This is a genomic window from Brucella pituitosa (genome assembly GCF_003049685.1).
In the GTDB taxonomy this organism is placed as follows: Bacteria; Pseudomonadota; Alphaproteobacteria; order Rhizobiales; family Rhizobiaceae; genus Brucella; species Brucella pituitosa.
In genome coordinates, this window is the sequence record NZ_PYSY02000003.1 from 443707 (window position 1) to 462084 (window position 18378).

Consider the following 18378-nt stretch of genomic DNA (forward strand, 5'->3'; position numbering starts at 1 on the left):
GGTGCATTCCTGGACAAGGTGAAGGGAATAATCAGTAATATGCGTATTGACGAAATGCGCCCGTACAAACGATTCAGACTGTTATGAGCAAGCTTGTTAAACCTGCAAAGGGCGGATCGTGTTCATGAAAATCGGACATTTTCTACAGATCTCAATATTCACTGTTTGCTGCAGCCTCGCCTATAATGCGTCTGCGCAGAGCAAGACTGAATCTGAGAAAAACCTTACTGCTTTCCCCGCAGCGCCAGCTGGTTCTGAACGGTATGTTATTCATCTTCCCCCGCTCGACGAGGAACAGCATGCCAAAGTTGAAATCATCGCCGGTCGCATTGCGATGGTGGACTGTAACATTAGCTGGTTTACGGGTAATTTAAACACAAGCACCATCGATGGATGGGGTTTCGACTATTACACCCTCGCGGCAAGCGATCACATGATAAGCACGCGTATAGCGTGTCCGCAGAATAGCAGCCACAAAGCCTTTGTACCGGTCAGAGGTAACAATTTCATGCTTCGTTATAACAGTAGGCTTCCGATTGTTATTTACGCGAAAGATGGCTTTGAAATTCGTTATAGAATCTGGAAGCCGCTCAACGATACGCACAGTGCCCAAAGAGGATAGCTCGAGTATTTTCTCCAGACCGTGATGAACAGATCAAATTACCGCCGTTAACTGCGAATATATAGTGCGGCCTTTATCCTTGCTCTTACAACTTGGACAAGTTGGTGTACAAGACGAGGCATTTGCCGCGGCCAGCAGTGTCAAATCGGTTAGGACAAAATCCGCATTATCAAGACCTGGACGGCAATGGCCTTAGCCGGTTTTGATGCATTCCCAACAAGCATACGAAGCGGTTTTGCATGGGAAACGCGTAAAGATCGATAGATGGAGCGGTTCCTATGATTTAGTTTTCGCTGGAACCTCATAAGGCTTGTCAGTGCGCTTATACCAAGGCTCTTGTGACTTCCCGGGAAAATGATTGTATGCGGCGTAGTCTTTACAGTTTGTTTGGTCTTATTGCAGGGAAGGGCGTTCCTCTCGTTCCAGCTCTTGTTCTGGGGGGAAGCCAAATATTTCAGCGAACCAGCTGGTCGCTGGATGTTGTGCACTGAAAGTAAGCAAAACAATAGTTATGGGAACACCGATGAAGGCTCCGAATACCCCCCAAAGAGCGCCCCATGCAAAGACCGAAAAAAGTACGGCCACCGGCGATAATGAAAGGGTGCTTCCAGCGAGACGTGGTTCCAGAATACTACCGATGACAGATTGTATAACGTTCAAGCCCACGAAAATTGCAAGTACCGATTGCCAAACAGCAAGTTGGGTGAATGCAAAGGCGGTAATAAAAAGCGTCGCTGCAAGCGGCCCAACAAACGGAATAAAATTCAGAATAAATGCCACAAATCCCCACGTAGTGGAAAACGGTAGTCCGATGAAACGGGTGAACACCCAAACGAATAGTCCGGTGACCAAGCTCATCGCAGCTCTCAGCAGCATATAGTGTCGAATTTTTGCTGCGGCCACACGACAGCCCCGAACGAATGTGTCTGCGGATGTCTGATTTTTCAGTCGTTTAATCCGAGAGTTAAACTCGTCAGTTTCGGTCAGCCCCAACAGGACATAAACCAGTGCCACAAGCCAAAAGCTAAACGTATTATTCAGGCGGCTACCTATTGATTGAAGATTACGCAAGGCCCAGCTCACACTAAAATTGTCTGACCATAGAACTGAGACTGCGATGCCATGTGCATCAAGCCATATCCGAAGTTGTTCATAAAGGAGCTGGTATCGTGCTGCATCAATCAATATACGGCGTCCAATCTGTCCGACAGTCCACGCGATCAGCCATCCAAATCCGAGCAGCAGAAGGACCACCAAAAGAAATGTAATCACCAATGCCAGATAACGTGGCAATACTGATGAAAGGATGCGTTGAAGCGGCCAAACGAGAATTATAATGAATAAGGCAAAGATAACTGGAGCGATCACGGCGCTACCATAAGAAAGCAATGCAATCAAGCTGCAGCCAGCTATCAGAATTAGGGCTGCGTTACTACCTTTTGGCATAAAGTCCCCCACTGTCCCCTATGGGTAAAAGTCAAGTCACGTTCCCAGGCTATTCTTGTGAATTTTGCCATCTTTCATGACGATTGCCAGCGTCTGTTCCGGTCTTTCAAGGACATGAATGTCGTCGAGCGGATTTTCGTTGAGAACCAGAAGGTCGGCAAAGGCACCAGGCTCAATGAGCCCCAATTTCCCAGGATAAGGATTACGCAGGTTGGAAAGCGCCAACAGTTCGGCGTTGACCGACGTCGCAGCACGCAAGGTTTCCGCATTCGAGTACCACTGGCTCAGATGTGTCAGCATGAAATTCTGGCGCGAGGTCAATGCGGGTGAGAACAGGAGATCTGATCCCCAGGCCGTCTTGATGCCATATTTACGGGCAAAGGCGTAGATCTGCGGTGTACCAGAAAAAAGCTGCTGGATGCGTTCCAGAGCCGGTCCCGATTGAGGTGCAGCATCATCCATTGTCAAGAAAGGTTGGGCACTCAGCCAGACTTCCTTTTCCGCAAACATGCGCGCCGTTTCCTCATCCATCAGATGCCCATGCTCGATACAGGCAGCTCCCGCCCTGATGGCTCGCTGAACAGTACCCGGTGCATAGGCATGAACCGTGACATAGGTGTTCCAGTCTTTGGCGACGTCGACAGCCGCACGGATTTCGTCTTCGCTGAATGTGGACATATCAAGCGGACTGCGTGGCGACGAAACGCCACCGCCACCAACAATCTTGATTTGTGATGCGCCCTGCAATAATTGTTCACGTACTCGCAGCTTCAGGTCGCCCTTATCATCGACGATCGCCGCGGCTCCCATCAATTCGCCGGTGCTGAGTCTGGCGCCATCGCGCGGAATTTCTGTTGGCAGCCGAAGGTCGCCGTGACCGCCTGTCGTCGTGATCATTGCACCTGCCGGATAGATGCGTGGGCCGGATATTATTCCCGTGTCTATTGCTCGTTTAAACGAAAAAGTCGGTCCACCGAGATCACGAACGGTCGTAAAACCGCGTAGCAACGTGCGTTCCGCCTCTGCTGTCGATGTTGCGAAAATCAGACCCAGATCACCTTCCAGAAGAACCGGTAGCGGTACTGCAGCATAAATGCTATGCCAGTGAGCATCTATCAAACCAGGCATGAGCACGCGATCGCCACAGTCGATAACTGTCGCACCATCAGGTGGTGAACTGTTCGTAATGTCGATCGCGGTAATAAGGTTATTTTCGATCAGAACCTGCGCGCCGTTTGTTAGCTTGTCAGTTTTTCCGTCAAAAACCCGTACGCGTGTCAGAAGAGTTTTTGTGGATGGTGATTGTGCAAGAGATTTGTCCGCCAACATCGTTGCTGCCGCTGTCGCTGCTGCACCCGCAAGGAAATGTCTTCGCGATAACCGATCCAGACGCTGGGAAACCTGCTGCAATATCGGATTGGAACAACCACAGCCGTTTCCGTGAATGAAATGCTGATACTTTCCACCTAGTCGAAACATGTTCCCTCCTCAATAAACACAACTTTGAACAGGCATATTGATTTCAAAACTTTGGACTAGCGCACCTCAACAACCTGTTTCTCGCGTCGTTCCCAATTTTTCATTAGGGGATTATGAAAGTCCTCGAACTTGTGCTGAACACCGTTCTTCGTGTGTGACTTCAATCGGGTTCTGACATCGCAACGTCTGAACTATGATGAATTCAATGATACCAGGGCCTTTTGATCTGCCACAGAGTAAAACGATGTCCGTGACTTAGCCCATGCTTCAGAAAAGACGAGATTTTTCTGAAGTCTTTACTTACCTCAAGCATCATTCCTGTTATGCAATGTACACTCACCGATCTGGCCATCTGACCGGGCTTGCCCTCTCAATCGCTTTTGATCGCGGAATAAGAAAGCCACATCTGAAAAGATATACCGTAATCACGGCTAGCGTTTGAGAATAGTTTTCGAGACATCCTGCGCACCGTCCTGTTCTGGATATCTGCAAAGTAAACCCGAAGGTCAGCGGCACTATCACGTTTGCGCCTGTTAACCTTTTGCCCCGTATCAAAGCCCCTTATTACGTCACTGTCAATCGGCCCCAATATTGGTTTTTCTCTATTCGGTGCGGGTGCATTGAGCAATTTTCTGTTTGATGGGATTAACCGGCGGTCATCCCAAGAAGTTCTGCATGTTCCTGGCGGCCGCATTGCTTATAATGTGGCGCTTCACTGTGAAGCCGTTCGGTGTTTCCGCGCCTGGTGAAAGGGAAGTCAATCTCAAGCGAAAGAAATTGGCGACGGCCGAAGACGGAAGCAGACATTACCATATAGACCTATTCCACGCGTCATTTCCTTCAAATGAAAGATCGCCAGAATAGTGGAAGGTACTGTCCATTCCGTGGTTGACCAAGTTGCAGAGCGCTGAGCAAGAATCTCGGATGACATAGCAGGTTGCCTGACGAACGATTCTTCTGAAGGGTAGCATTAAGCATTGCACAAAGCGGCCGACACTATAGACCCAAATTGAAAACCGTTTTAATACGGGCCGATACTGAAAGTCTTCCGGTAGCAGCCTAAATTTTTGGATCCATCATGTCGTTGATAGGCTTTATTCGTCGCAAGTTGTTCGCGGTTACGCCCGAATTTAAGCGGTTTGTTCGCCCGTTTCCAAAATTTGAAGAGATACAGAAGTCTTCTGGGCCCTCGGGAATCGTGGTTGGGTTTTACACGCGTGGCTCATTCTATGAAGATGAAGCGAAAAGGATGGAGAAAACGGCCCGCCGTTTGGGCCTCGTGGTTGAAACAACTGCTGTTGAAAGTGCTGGATCGTGGGTTAGAAACGCTGCTTTGAAGCCTACTTTTTTACTGGAAGCACGTGAAAGACTGCGGGGACCTTTGTTGTATGTGGATGTCGATGCAGTTTTTCATCGCGATCCCTGGCCACCACTCTCCGATATGAAGTCGGACATAGGCGTTTTTTACTCCAGCGACGGAAAACTCATATCTGCAACTATCTACCTTGCTGACACACCTGAGGTTTTGAGTTTGCTTCGTGAATGGAAAGAAGCCTGTGATAAGGAGCCGGATGTCTGGGATCAGGTGACGTTGCAGAATATCTTGGAAAAAAAGATGCTGGATACCCTTACAATATCGCGGCTGCCTGTGTCCTTTTGCTGGGTCTTTGATCGCTTCAAGAACGAATTCACTGACGAAGTTTATATTGAACAGCTTCAAGCCAGCCGTCAGGCAACCTCAAGAAGAAGATTTTTTAGGGGTACAAGTAAAAGACTCATCCGTCGCAATGCGCGGATAGCAGAGATAGAACGGATACTACGCGAAGATTCGGAGGCCTAAACAAAATAGGCAGGGTTTATTCTTTTGCCTGCTTTGCAATGTGAGAAAGTTGCGAATAACGCATATGGATTTTGATCGCTATTTAGCATAACTTTCAGTTTGACCATAAAGCGCAATCACTCATCGAATGTACCGAGAGCGGAGCTTCAGGTTGTGCGCCTTCCAATAGCGTAACATTGGTCAGTTGTGTAACTCCTCCCAATAACCATTCCTTCAGAATTGTATCTGCGCATCGTCAAATTGTTGCGCAGCGCGCGCCGATGCGATCGATTATCATTCTGTAAACGTTTTTTAGTATCCTTTTTGAGAAAAAAGGCTGAATTTTAACTCGACACTATTATTAGCGCATCAGAGAGCCGTGGGTAGAAATAAAATATATCCGCAGAAGCCTGCGGATATATTTTTCAAGGCTGCAGTATGACTGACCCGCTTGTCTTTCGAGCCTCCATGTCAGCGTGTGCTTGCTGCACGTCCGTGAGCGGATAACTCGTCGGTTTGGCGACTTTGAGCACGCCGGTTTCGAGAGCCGAGAACAGTCGTTGTGCGGCGAGTTCGTATTCCGCCCGATCTGACGTATAGTGGGCTATGGAAGGGCGCGTGACAAAGAGTGATCCTTTGGCTCCAAGCGTCCCGACCTGTAAAGGGTCTACCGGTCCCGAACTTTCTCCAAAACTAACCAGAGTGCCACGCGGCTGAAGGCAATCGAGCGATTTCGCAAAAGTATCACTACCCACTGAGTCGAATACTACGCGGACGCCCTTACCACTTGTGATGTCGCTCACCTTCTGCCGGAAGTCCACGCGGCTGTAAATGATGACGTCATCGCAACCCTGTGCGCGCGCAATTTCAGCTTTCGCATCGGTGCTGACAGTCCCGATCACGCTGACACCAAGGGATTTCAGCCATTGAGTTGCCAGCGATCCGACGCCACCTGCAGCGGCATGAAAGAGGACTGTATCGCCTTGTTTGAGGGGCACACAGCGATGGGTCAGATATTCGGCAGTCAAACCTTTGAACACCGTCGCGGCGACGGTTTCACTGTCCAAACCATCTGGCACGCGCAAGCACCTGGCAGCGGCAACATTGCGGAATGCCGAGTATCCGCCCGGCGCACCGCCGACATAGGCTACCCGGTCGCCGATCGCAAAACCGGCTACGTCCGGCCCGCACCCGACTATTTCTCCTACCCCCTCAACGCCGAGGCCACTCGGAAGCGGCAGTTTTACCGCAAATACACCTTTGCGATGATAGATGTCTATGTAGTTGACCCCGATAGCGAGATGCTTAATTTGAAGCTCTCCTGAGCCGGGCGATGGCAATTCCATTTTCTGAAAAGATAGCACCTCTGGCCCTCCATATTCAGAAAATCGGACGGTATCAACGAATTGAGGCATGACAAAATATCCTTGTTGTTTGGTGAAGTTTTCGCCATTCTGCCGGTATTGTCGACTTCTGTTTCCGCACAATGATCTTGCAAAAATGGAAAGCTGATGGACTGGAACGACCTGAAATTTTTCCTGGCAGTTGCCCACGGCAAGTCGCTGACGGCTGCTGCAAGCTATCTGAAGGTTAGTGCCTCAACGGTCTCCAGGCGTATCGAGACACTTGAACGAGCATTGCAGGTAAAGCTGTTCCAATCTCGTCGGGATGGTTATGAACTGACCGAAGCAGGCCTGAGCCTTCTGCCGAGCGCTGAACGTGCTGCAGCGCAAATGCGTTTTTTTGAACGCACAGCAAGCGAAAGCGATGATGATCTGGCCGGATCGGTGCGTATCGACGCGCCCGAGTTACTCGGACAAGACGTATTGTTGGCGACGATGACACAGTTCATGGAAATGTATCCGGGAATCCGGGTCGAGCTGCGTAGTTCCGTTGTGCCCGTACAACTGACCTCGGAGGAAGCGGACATAATTCTCAGGCTGGTTCGCCCTGATCACGGCAGCTACCGAATAAGGAAAGTTGCCGAAATCCGCTTCGGGCTTTACGCCTCGCCAGCTTATGTCGAACGTCACGGTGCTCCCAACCATCCCGAAGACCTATATCGACATAGAATTGTCGGCTGGCCGATGGATTTGCGCTATCTAACCATGGCCACATGGCTTGAAAGCGTATGTCCCGGAGTCCAGCCCTCACTTCAGCTCACGTCTTTCAGTGCACAACTCTCTGCAACGCGGAGTGGGGCAGGGTGGGCTATCCTGCCTGACTTCGTCGCAATCCCATCAGGACTTTTGCCAGCGCCCGTTGAGTTGTCTCGCTTCGCGTCGGATCTTTGGCTGCTCACCCACGAACATTCGCACGTGCTGCCGCGCGTGAAACTGGTTCGTGATTATTTAGTACAAACTTTGCAAGACACTTTCGCAAAGCGCTGAGAGCAACCAATCACGACGCTGCCAGAGGAGTAGATTGCCAGGAAATCATTTGTGGGCCGGTAGTGTCGTGTTTCCAGGCACAGCAATATCTTATATGGACCGCGGCGGGGATGCCCGTTCTTTCCAGGCTCATTCTCAATCGCCCTGCAATAATTGCTGTATTGTTTTCATACAGAATGGCGTGGTCTACTGAATTTTCGATCGCGTGATAGATTAATGCTCGACTGGCGATCTTGTTTATTAATTCATCCTTGCGATCAATGTTCCCGGTTGTATGTATATAGAGGCATTCATCGGCCATTAAGCGATTTAGGACATCCGTGTCTCCAGCAATGAATGCATCATGGCGGAGGCGATCTGCTTGCAGAAATGTTTCGACATTCATAGCGCGTATCCTTTAGAGGAGTTTCAGTTTTCTAATGGCTCGCAAACGCTGCGATCATAGAGGCTTTGAATGTAGGAAAAGTCCTTCATGCCAGCAGTTGGGTCGCTTTTTATGCACATGGTGAACAGGTTTCGGACAAGTGAACCCATCGGAGCGCCGAACTTTAAGGATTGGATGCTCGCCATAGCCAGATCCAAATCTTTCAGCATCAGATTCATCTGAAAGCCGGCCTGATAAACATTGCTTGACGGCACTTTGTTGTCGACACCGGGCCAAGGATTCCATTTACTCAGGATATTGCTCCCACCAGTGCTTGTTTGCATAACCTGACTCAACACAAGTGGGTCGAGGCCATTATTGACGCCAAGCGCGATAGCCTCCGCCGTTCCAGCCATAATGATCGCAGCAAGCATGTTGTTACATTGCTTTGCTGCCTGACCGGTGCCGTGGTCTCCCATATGGACATAAGTTTTGCCCATGGCTTCCAACATGGGCCGAACCCGATCGAATGCTGGCTTCTCTCCCCCGATCATGAATGTCAGTGTTCCCTCTTTGGCGCCTAATTGTCCGCCGGAAACAGGGGCATCCAAATAATCACCACCTGCAGAACTCACTGCTTTTGCTATTTCTCTCGTCAATTGCACCGAAACGGTTGAGCAATCGACAAACAACATTCCCGGCTTTACACGCTCCAGTACAGAGTTATTGTTGAAGAAAAGATCCGATAATGTCTGATCATTCGGTAACATGGTGAAAACAATATCCGCTTGAGTGACAGCAGCGGATGCGGAAGAGGCAATGCGCCCGCCATGCTGTTCAAACAAGTTGGCGGTTGTATCGTTCACATCAAATCCTATGACGTCAAAGTCGGCGCGGAGTAGATTTTGCGCCATGGCCCATCCCATATTTCCCAGTCCAAGAAATGCAATCTTCATTAATCCTCCTCCTCCCAAGTTGGGGTCGTCTAAGCTCATTTTTTTTACCCGACATAGGGTTTAACCATCCGCTACAACACGTTGGTTTTGCATCGTTTTGTGGATCTGGCGGTCGCTCTTTCCTGAAATTGACCTGTAATGTTTAGGTCCTTCTCATCAACCTTTCTTCTCATCATGAATCTGAAAATGAGAATTGCCTCTGGCAGCACAGAGCGATGCTGCATATCGGGACGCTACCATTGCAGCCTATGAACGGAAACCCCCTCCCATGTTCAGCGATTGTGCTTTTTTGGTCTATTCAATTGCGTTGAAGTATTGCGCATCCTGCTTGCCGGTGAATGTGAATAGCATCTCAGAACGCGGGCCAATGGCGGAGGCCATAGGGGACTGAGAGTTTTGATAATCGGGAGGAGCCGAATAATGGACACGAGCTACAAACTATTGATCGATGGCAAACTGATTGACGGTGATAGCTTCCTTGAAGTGATAGATCCGGCAGACGGGAAAGTTTTTGCGCATGTGCCGCGCGCATCGGTTGAGCAACTGGAAGCGGCTGTAGCCGCAGCAAAGCGCGCTTTTCGCGGCTGGTCTACTACACCTCTGGAAAAGCGCCGCGCAAAGATTGTTGAGCTCGCTGACCTGATCGATGTCGAGAGGGAAAAGCTCGTTCGAACGTTGACAAAGGAACAGGGAAAGCCGTTAGCGGAAGCCGAATGGGAAGTTGGTAACACTGCTCAGTTCATGAGGGAACTGGCAACAATCGACTTACCCGTCGAAGTTATCCAGAATGACGAACAGATGCACATTGAGCTGCATCATAAACCGCTTGGCGTCGTTGCAGGCATAACACCATGGAATTTTCCTTTCCTGCTAAATTTAAACAAGCTGACCTTTTCTACTCTGATGGGAAACACTTTTGTATTGAAGCCAGCCCCAACCACACCAATCACCGCTTTGCTCATCGGGGAGTTAGCGCAGAAGGTGTTCCCGGCCGGTGTTGTCAACGTTATTGTGGATGAAAATGACCTTGGTTCTCTTCTGACCAGCCATCCAGACGTCGCGAAGGTTTCTTTCACAGGCTCTACAGAGACCGGCAAGAAGGTATATAAAACCGTGTCGGAGACAATAAAGCGTCTAACGCTTGAGCTGGGTGGCAACGATGCTGGCATTGTACTGGATGATGTAGACATCCAGCCAACAGCATCAAAGATTTTTGACGCTGCATTCACCAATGCCGGCCAGGTTTGCATTGCCTTAAAAAGGGTCTACGCACATTCTTCAATCTATGATGAATTGTGTGATGAACTGGCGAAACTCGCAAAGGATGCCACCATAGGCAGCGGTTTTGAACAAGGGATAAAAATTGGACCTGTTCAAAACAAAGCGCAGTTCGAAAAGGCTCAGAATTTCTTGAAGATAGCGGAAACAGACGGCACCATTGTTGCGGGCGGTAAGTGTGGGGTAGGCGACGGTTATTTCATCGAACCCACCATTGTTCGCGATATCAAAGACGGAAGTATACTTGTCGATGAAGAACAATTCGCACCTATTCTACCTGTAATTCGTTACGAGAATTTGGCTGATGCGATCGAAAGTGCGAACTCGACGACCTATGGTTTGGGTGGGTCTGTCTGGTCCAGCGATCTCGTGAAGGCGCGCGAAGTTGCGCAACAGCTTCAAGCTGGAACAGTTTGGATCAATCAGCATCTCCATATCGCGCCACACGTGCCGTTCGGAGGTGCGAAAGAATCAGGATTGGGAGCAGACTATGGTGCATTGGGCTTGGCTGAATACAGTCAAAGAGTAGTCATTAGCGTTGCCAAATAACCAATGGACAATGGGCCGTTGAAAACTCATGATCAGTTTTTGCGTTGTTAATGCGCAATGTAGTCAGCTAACGGCCGGGCAGAAAAATGATATATGCTTGGCCGTTTAAGATGAGGTTCTCGCGTGGAATGGGATGACCTGCGGTATTTTCTTGAATTGGCACGTGTAAAGACGCTTACTGAGGCTGCACGGCGGCTGGAAGTAAAACACACGACGGTCTCCAGACGTGTGCAGAGACTTGAAATTGCGACGGGAGCTCCACTTTTTACGCGTAGCAAAAATGGTTACTCTTTGACTTTGCAAGGAGAAGCCCTGCTTTCAATTGCTCAATCGATCGAGGACCAGTTTTCGTGTATCGACACCAGCTCTGAGAAAACTGATGAAAATGTAACCGGCGTTGTAAGAGTCGGCTGCGTTGAGGGATATGCGGTTGGTTCTATCTCGTCACAGATTCCCGATTTCCTGTCAGGTCACCCAGGGTTATCGATTGATCTGATTGTTCAGCCTCGCCCCATTCACCTTTCGCGAAATGAGGCTGATATCGTAATTACTCTGGACCGTCCCGAACGTGGTCCATATACTATCACGAAATTATGCGATTATAATTTGAAGCTCTATGCTGCTCCCGAATATCTCCAACAGAATGAACCGATATACAATTTATCGGACCTAAAGAAACACCGGTTTATTGGATATCTCGGGGAAACTGGTCCTGCGAAGGACTTGCCGTCGATCACAGATTTGGTTCCTGGAGCGAATGTGAGTTTGCGCAGCACCAGCATTTTTTCGCAGCTCGCAGCAGTCAGTTGCGGGGGAGGAATAGGATTGTTACCTGGCTATCTCGCAGCGGATTATGGCCTTCAACCCATTCTAAGTGAAACGGTTAGCTTCCAGCGAACTTACTGGATGCTGATGCCTTTAGAACTTAGACGCATAACCAGAATGCGTGTAGTGTGGGATTTTCTGAAATCAGTTTCAAAGAGTGAAACGAGTAAAGTATCACTATAGGTGACATATATTTTGGCGATGGGCTGCAGGAGGTAGCAAAATTTGCAGGCGCGGCTGTTCGTGTTCCGCACCTGCATTGCTTTGTGTAATCAATTCTCCAGATTGCTGACAGCCTCAAGAATGACTTTCGCAACTTCATTTGGATGAGACAAATGAGGGGCATGTCCAGCCTTCAAGCTCACCACCTTTGCGGAGATTTTCTTCGCCATCTCTTTTTGCAATTCCGGCTGCAACATCCGGTCATCTTTACTGATGATGTATGTAGAGGGTCTTGTTGTCCAAGCGGCAAACTTAACTTTATCTTCGAAGTTTGTTCCGCGCACCGGACCTTGAAGTGCAGTCATCACCTTGGTTTCTTCCGCCGGAAGATCTTGCGCCAGATGATTGGCTACGCCTTCGGCAGTCAATGTCAAATATCCCTCCTTGTCGGCATTGATATGGGCAAAACCAGACGGGGTCGGATAGTTCTTGGACATGTCGACAACTGACTGTCCCTGTGATGGTGCAAAGGCTGCCACATATACCAGAGCTTTGACCCGTTCGTGTTCCCCTGCTTCGGTTATAACAGCTCCGCCCCAGGAATGGCCGACGAGAACGACTGGACCAGTCTGTGCATCCAATGCACGACGGGTGGTCGCTACATCATCGGCAAGCGATGTCAATGGGTTCTGAACTGCAACCACATTCAAGCCTTCCTGTTGCAGCAGGGGAATTATTTTTCGCCATGTGGATCCATCTGCAAACGCTCCATGAACGAGCACAATCGTCGGCTTCTCAGCTTCTGTCTGTTTGATCTGGGATGCGTTAGCTGAAACTACACTGCTGCTAAGCGCTGCGGCCATTACTACTTTCCTTGTAAAGGAGGACATGTTTCGTGTTCCTTCGTCTGAACTTTTAAAGTGATATTCATTTGAGATGGCGCCACATATACATTTGAAATAATATGATATAAATTGGCTTGTTATTTTAAGACTAACAATGCGGTGTTTCTAATGGATCGATTGCAATCGTTGGCTATTCTCGTGAAAACCGTTGAGTTCGGCTCGATTTCTGCAGCCGCCAACGAACTCGATATCTCTTCTCAGTTGGCTGGAAAGCACATAAGGCACTTAGAACAGACTTTAGGAATAAAGCTGCTGAACCGCACCACACGAAAACAGAGCTTAAGCGATAGCGGCCGCATATTTTATGAACACGCGAAGACGATCCTTGCTGAGTTCGAAGCAGCAGAAATGATGATCGCCGAGACCAGATCAACAGCTCGCGGGCGGCTTCGCATCAGTGCACCTGTTACATTTGGCAGCCGGGCACTGGCGCCTGAGTTACCGGAATATCTGGCAGATCACCCCGAAGTGTCCGTGGATCTTAGCCTTAGCAATCGTCCGGTGGACCTTATAGAAGATGGCTTTGATGTGGTTTTCAGGACCGGCGAGTTACCCGATAGCTCACTTGCGGCACGTCGGCTTGCCCCACTTCGTCTCGTGTTGTGTGCGGCTCCTGAATATCTCAAATCGGCAAGTCCAATATCAACACCCGAAGACTTAAAGGAGCACGAATGCCTCGTATTTTCGCATACGTCGCTTCGCGCAAACTGGAATTTCAATGGCCCCAACGGGCCAATGGAGATTCCAATCAAAGGGCGATTTGCTACCGATAGCGGGGAAGCACTTCGCGCCGCTGCGGTGTCTGGTATGGGCGTGTTACTTCAACCGATCGAACTGGTTTCTGACGAGTTAGTGTCGGGTCGTTTGCGTCGCATCCTGCAGGATTATGAACCGCCTGCGCGTCAGCTTCACGCACTTTATGCTGCCGACAGGCGAATGACACCGAAGTTAAGAACCTTCCTGGATTTTTCAGTTGGAAAGTTTGGAAAGCCGAAAGTGTCGCAATAAAAGCTCTGCTACGGAAAGCCTCTCCACACCCAAGTATCGAGACGTTTATCCTTAGAACCTGAACATAATGATCGCAGCGATACCTGGCCGTGTGACAGTTTGATTCCGCCTTCTTGAAGACTACTTGCCACTAAGCATAAGATTTATGGCGCGTCATATGCTGACGACTTTAGATGTGAAGCTGTTCACATTTCTATGATGGGCGAACCAGCCCACTGGCGGGTGGGTAATCCGCCCTGTAATTGTTAGGGTTTAAAGGTAGAATTTTCTTGGCATTCTGATCGGGGGTATTTCGATACACCCGCACAGAAACTGAAAATGGCTGCGCAAATTCTACGGAAACCCTCCCTCGTAAATTTTTTTGGCAGATGCTCCGGCGCTGGTGATGACGATTAACACAGTTGAGTGGGAGGAGCCGTGTTCTGGATTGGACAACAAAAGCGGCTTGCGCCTGAATCCACCGACTTAGGCCAATAGGACACGCCGTTTCGGTTGATCCGAACATGCCGAGCGTGAGGTTATCAAAGCCTAAAAAATGGACGCGCGGATAAGTTTTAGGATTCTAAGATAACGACTCTGGCCTTCAACGCAGTTACGTTCAATCATCAGGTAAAGCATTCAACAAACACAATTTAGTGCGGTTCAATTCGAATCCGCAGAGGGAAATGCTGTTCTTTTTCAACAAAGGACGCCCGTAACGAGTAGTGTTGGAGGATCTCGTGAATATAAATTTCAGATCATCGGGTATATCTGCAGAGCGCATGTCAACACGACGCATTCTTGTGGCAGGCGGTGCAGGATTTCTCGGTTCTCATCTTTGCGAGCGTCTTCTGAACGAAGGAAACTTTGTCATCTGCGTCGATAATTTTTCGACAGGGCGGCTTGAGAACCTGCGCAATCTCCTGCGCTACGACACGTTCAGCTTCGTGCGCCACGATATTGTCAACCCGATCGATCTGCCGGTGGATGAGATTTACAATCTCGCATGCCCCGCTTCGCCGCCGCACTATCAGGCCGATCCGGTGCACACGATGAAGACGAGCGTCATCGGCTCGCTCAATCTGCTCGAACTTGCAGCGCATTATCAGGCACGGATTTTTCAGGCTTCAACCTCGGAAGTGTATGGCGACCCGCAAACGCATCCGCAGCCGGAAGCCTATTGGGGCAATGTGAACTCTTTCGGACCCCGGTCCTGCTATGATGAAGGCAAACGCTCGGCCGAAACACTGTTCTACGATTTTCACAAGCAGTATGGCGTCGACATCCGTATCGTGCGCATCTTCAACACCTATGGCCCGCGCATGCGGCCCGACGATGGTCGTGTCGTGTCGAACTTCATCGTTCAGGCCCTCAAGCGTGAAGATATCACCATCTATGGCGACGGCTCGCAGACCCGTTCCTTCTGCTATGTCGATGACCTGATCGAAGGCTTCAGCCGGTTGATGAGCAGCCAGGTTCAGAAGCCCGTCAATCTCGGCAATCCGGGCGAGTTCACCGTGCGCGAGCTGGCCGAGCAGATTATTGCGCTGACAAATTCGTCCTCGCGCATCGTCTATCGCCCGCTGCCCACTGATGACCCGCGCCAGCGGCGCCCCGACATCATGCTCGCCAAGCGTGAACTTGGCTGGGAACCACAGATTGCACTGGTCGAAGGACTGAAGCAGACGATCGCCTATTTTGAACGCCAGCTGGTCAGGCCATCGGGCGAGCTCTTCGAGGTGGCGAGATGACCCGGCAAAATATACTCGTCACCGGTGGCGCTGGCTTCATTGGCAGCCATACCGCCAAGCTTCTGCACAAGAGCGGATTCTCGCCGGTCGTCTATGACAACCTGTCGACGGGTCACCGGTCTTCTGTGCGCTGGGGCGAGTTTGTCGAGGGCGACACGCTTTCGCAAGAACAGCTTATCGCTGCTATCAGCACCTTTGATCCGGCAGCTATCATCCACTTTGCGGCCTCGGCCTATGTGGGTGAATCCGTCACGGACCCTGCAAAATATTATCGCAACAATGTCGGCGGCATCCAGTCCGTTCTGGAGGCCAGCCGCCTGACGGGTGGGCGCCCGGTTATTTTCTCGTCGAGCTGCGCCACTTACGGCATTCCGGATGAGCTGCCGATCCGCGAAGGCGAAATGCAGAATCCGATCAACCCTTACGGACGCACAAAGCTGATCGCAGAACACATGCTGGCCGATTATTCGGCAGCCTATGGCATGCCCTATGCGGCACTGCGCTACTTCAATGCCTGCGGTGCTGATCTGGATGGCGAACTGGGCGAAAAGCACGATCCCGAAACTCATTTGATACCGCGCGCCATGCTGGCTGCGGCGGGCACGGCGGATTGTCTGGAAGTTTACGGCGACGATTATGAAACGCCGGATGGCACCTGCATTCGCGACTATATTCACGTGGTCGATCTGGCGCGGGCGCATGTGCTCGCGGTCGAGCATCTGCTGAATGGCGGCAGCAATCTGGTCCTTAATCTGGGAACCGGGCGCGGAACATCCATCAAGGAAATCGTGGATGCGATAGACCGGCTTACCGGACGCAAGGTGCCTGTCGAAATGCGCGCGCGCCGGGCTGGCGATCCGCCGGTGCTTTATGCCGACCCGGCTGAAGCGGCAGCGAAGCTTGGGTTCCGCACGCTCCATTCCGATCTCGACACGATCATCCGCACGGCTGCGCCCTTCTTTGGTCTGGAGATGCGGACATGACACGGCGCGAATTTCATCCGGCCATTGACGGCGACAACGGCGGAAGGGAACCATTGCTGGCGCCCATCTTCACTGGCCGCAAGCGGGTGGAATATGTGGTGGGCATCATCCTGTGGGCGCTCGCCATCACCTATTTCTGGCAATGGTGGTTCATCAGCGCGAAGCACAATCATCTGCTCGGCTCCATTCTGGTGACGGCACTACTGGCCTGGATCACAATCCTGCCGCTTTATTTCATCACTATTTTCTTCCACGCAGCGCGCCCGACCGGCCCGCTTCGCATCCCCGCCGGAAGCCGCGTCGCGATGGTCGTCACCAAAGCTCCGTCGGAGCCTTTCGAGGTGGTGGCTGAAACATTGCGCGCTATGCTGGCGCAGGATGTGCCGCACGATACATGGCTTGCCGATGAGGATCCTTCACCATCGACACTTGCCTGGTGCCGTGAGCATGGCGTGTTCGTTTCCACGCGCAAGGGCCGTGCCGACTATCATCGGCAGACCTGGCCGCGCCGTACCCGGTGCAAGGAAGGCAATCTCGCCTTCTTCTACGATCACTATGGCTATGAGCGCTATGATTTCGTCTCGCAGCTCGATGCCGACCATGTGCCTGAGCCGGGTTATCTCTTCAATATGCTGCGGCCCTTCGCTGATCCCGCTGTGGGTTATGTTTCCGCACCGAGCATTTGTGATCGCAATGCGCATGAAAGCTGGTCGGCCCGCGGGCGTCTCTATGTGGAAGCCAGTATGCATGGCTCGCTGCAGGCCGGTTACAACGGAGGCTTTGCTCCGGTCTGCATCGGCTCTCATTATGCGGTACGCACGGCAGCGCTGAAGGAAATCGGCGGTCTTGGACCAGAACTGGCCGAGGATCATTCCACGACCCTGTTTATGAATGCGCATGGCTGGCGGGGTGTTCATGCACTGGATGCCATCGCCCATGGCGACGGTCCACGCACCTTCGCCGATCTTGTGACGCAGGAATTCCAGTGGTCGCGCAGCCTCGTGATGATCCTGTTGCAATATACGCCGAAGCTGATCGGTCGGTTGCCGCTGCGCCTGAAGATCCAGTTTCTGTTCTCGCAGCTCTGGTATCCTCTCTATGCTTTCTTTCTGGCGCTGACATTCGTTCTGCCGATAGCCATTCTGGCTTATGGCGATAATTTCGTCAGCGTTACCTATCCCGCTTTCCTGATGCACTTCATGCCGCAATCGCTCGTGATTTTGGCGCTGGCATTCTGGTGGCGGTCGAGCAAGACGTTCCGCCCGGTCGACGGCAGGATTTTCAGCTGGGAAGCGATGCTGTTCCTGCTGGCGCGGTGGCCCTGGGTTCTGGCTGGAACCTTCGCAGCCTTCCGTGACTGGCTGACCGGTTCCTTTGTCGATTTTCGTGTCACGCCGAAAGGCTCATCCGAGGTCGATCCGGTGCCACTGCGGGTGATCGCTCCCTATGCGCTGATCTCCGGTCTGTCCATTCTGCCTGTCCTTCTCGTCGGCGGTGCGGATCAGACGCGAGGCTTCTTCATCTTCGCCATCATCAATGCGTGCTTCTACCTGTTCCTGATGGCGATGATCGTGATCCAGCACACACGCGAAAATAACGTGCGGATGACCAGCCGCCTCTATCGACCGGCAATGGCATGCAGTTTTACGGCGCTGGTCGCGCTGACCGGCTTTACCACTGTCGAGCGCGGACGCGACGGCATCGAGGCACTGAGCTGGGGCACGAAAAGCTTCACGGTATTTGACGACCGCTTCTCGGTTGCCGGTGCCGGTGTAGGCGGACGTGACGTCCACAGAACAATTTTCAATCCACGCTGGCGCACGAATACCGCCAGTGGAACGAACTAGCGGGAAAGGCGCGAC

15 protein-coding genes are annotated in these 18378 nt (G+C 51.1%); 9 read left to right on the plus strand and 6 right to left on the minus strand.

Annotated elements, in window-relative coordinates:
- Positions 1-124: 124 nt before the first annotated feature.
- Positions 125-622: a serine protease inhibitor ecotin gene (eco, locus tag C9380_RS22420; protein ID WP_128094734.1), complete on the plus strand. Its 498-nt coding sequence runs from the start codon at positions 125-127 to the stop codon at positions 620-622.
- Between the two features lie 393 nt (positions 623-1015).
- Here the strand turns inward: eco and C9380_RS22425 are convergent, their stop codons facing one another.
- A complete protein-coding gene (locus tag C9380_RS22425; protein ID WP_128094735.1) occupies positions 1016-2068 on the minus strand; it encodes an AI-2E family transporter in 1053 nt (350 codons plus the stop codon).
- Positions 2069-2104: 36 nt separating this feature from the next.
- Positions 2105-3547 carry a metal-dependent hydrolase family protein gene (locus tag C9380_RS22430; protein WP_105535022.1) on the minus strand — a complete coding sequence of 481 codons (1443 nt, stop codon included), beginning with the start codon at positions 3545-3547 and terminating at the stop codon, positions 2105-2107.
- Between the two features lie 1078 nt (positions 3548-4625).
- Here C9380_RS22430 and C9380_RS22435 point away from each other — a divergent pair.
- Positions 4626-5387, plus strand: coding sequence for a putative nucleotide-diphospho-sugar transferase (locus tag C9380_RS22435; protein ID WP_247877692.1), 762 nt, complete (start codon positions 4626-4628; stop codon positions 5385-5387).
- Between the two features lie 404 nt (positions 5388-5791).
- On the opposite strand, the gene C9380_RS22440 is transcribed toward C9380_RS22435, so the two are convergent.
- Positions 5792-6781 carry a quinone oxidoreductase family protein gene (locus C9380_RS22440; protein ID WP_128094736.1) on the minus strand — a complete coding sequence of 330 codons (990 nt, stop codon included), beginning with the start codon at positions 6779-6781 and terminating at the stop codon, positions 5792-5794.
- A 96-nt stretch (positions 6782-6877) separates the two neighbouring features.
- On the opposite strand from C9380_RS22440, the gene C9380_RS22445 reads away from it, so the two are divergent.
- Positions 6878-7756, plus strand: a complete 879-nt coding sequence (locus C9380_RS22445; RefSeq protein ID WP_105706983.1) for a LysR family transcriptional regulator — start codon at positions 6878-6880, stop codon at positions 7754-7756.
- A 10-nt stretch (positions 7757-7766) separates the two neighbouring features.
- Here the strand turns inward: C9380_RS22445 and C9380_RS22450 are convergent, their stop codons facing one another.
- Together C9380_RS22450 and mmsB are read right to left on the minus strand one after the other, a co-directional pair.
- A complete protein-coding gene (locus C9380_RS22450; RefSeq protein WP_105706985.1) occupies positions 7767-8141 on the minus strand; it encodes a nuclear transport factor 2 family protein in 375 nt (124 codons plus the stop codon).
- A gap of 23 nt (positions 8142-8164) precedes the next feature.
- A complete protein-coding gene (gene mmsB, locus C9380_RS22455; RefSeq protein WP_162693553.1) occupies positions 8165-9076 on the minus strand; it encodes a 3-hydroxyisobutyrate dehydrogenase in 912 nt (303 codons plus the stop codon).
- A gap of 420 nt (positions 9077-9496) precedes the next feature.
- On the opposite strand from mmsB, the gene C9380_RS22460 reads away from it, so the two are divergent.
- Positions 9497-10903: an aldehyde dehydrogenase family protein gene (locus C9380_RS22460; protein WP_128094738.1), complete on the plus strand. Its 1407-nt coding sequence runs from the start codon at positions 9497-9499 to the stop codon at positions 10901-10903.
- Between the two features lie 123 nt (positions 10904-11026).
- A complete protein-coding gene (locus C9380_RS22465; RefSeq protein ID WP_128094739.1) occupies positions 11027-11911 on the plus strand; it encodes a LysR family transcriptional regulator in 885 nt (294 codons plus the stop codon).
- Between the two features lie 89 nt (positions 11912-12000).
- On the opposite strand, the gene C9380_RS22470 is transcribed toward C9380_RS22465, so the two are convergent.
- Positions 12001-12753 carry an alpha/beta fold hydrolase gene (locus C9380_RS22470; RefSeq protein WP_210249798.1) on the minus strand — a complete coding sequence of 251 codons (753 nt, stop codon included), beginning with the start codon at positions 12751-12753 and terminating at the stop codon, positions 12001-12003.
- Between the two features lie 150 nt (positions 12754-12903).
- On the opposite strand from C9380_RS22470, the gene C9380_RS22475 reads away from it, so the two are divergent.
- From C9380_RS22475 to C9380_RS22490, 4 genes are all read left to right on the plus strand, one after another.
- Positions 12904-13803 (plus strand): LysR substrate-binding domain-containing protein, encoded by a 900-nt coding sequence (locus tag C9380_RS22475; RefSeq protein WP_128094741.1) that lies wholly within the window; start codon positions 12904-12906, stop codon positions 13801-13803.
- 761 nt (positions 13804-14564) lie between these two features.
- Positions 14565-15533, plus strand: a complete 969-nt coding sequence (locus tag C9380_RS22480) for a UDP-glucuronic acid decarboxylase family protein (RefSeq protein ID WP_010660575.1) — start codon at positions 14565-14567, stop codon at positions 15531-15533.
- Complete coding sequence (galE, locus tag C9380_RS22485) at positions 15530-16516, plus strand: UDP-glucose 4-epimerase GalE (RefSeq protein WP_128094742.1); 987 nt, start codon at positions 15530-15532, stop codon at positions 16514-16516. The genes C9380_RS22480 and galE overlap by 4 nt, the downstream gene beginning before the upstream one ends.
- The gene (locus C9380_RS22490; protein WP_128094743.1) at positions 16513-18363 is read left to right on the plus strand and encodes a glycosyltransferase family 2 protein; all 1851 of its coding nucleotides are present in this window, start codon (positions 16513-16515) and stop codon (positions 18361-18363) included. Before galE ends, C9380_RS22490 begins: the two co-directional genes overlap by 4 nt.
- Positions 18364-18378: the final 15 nt, after the last annotated feature.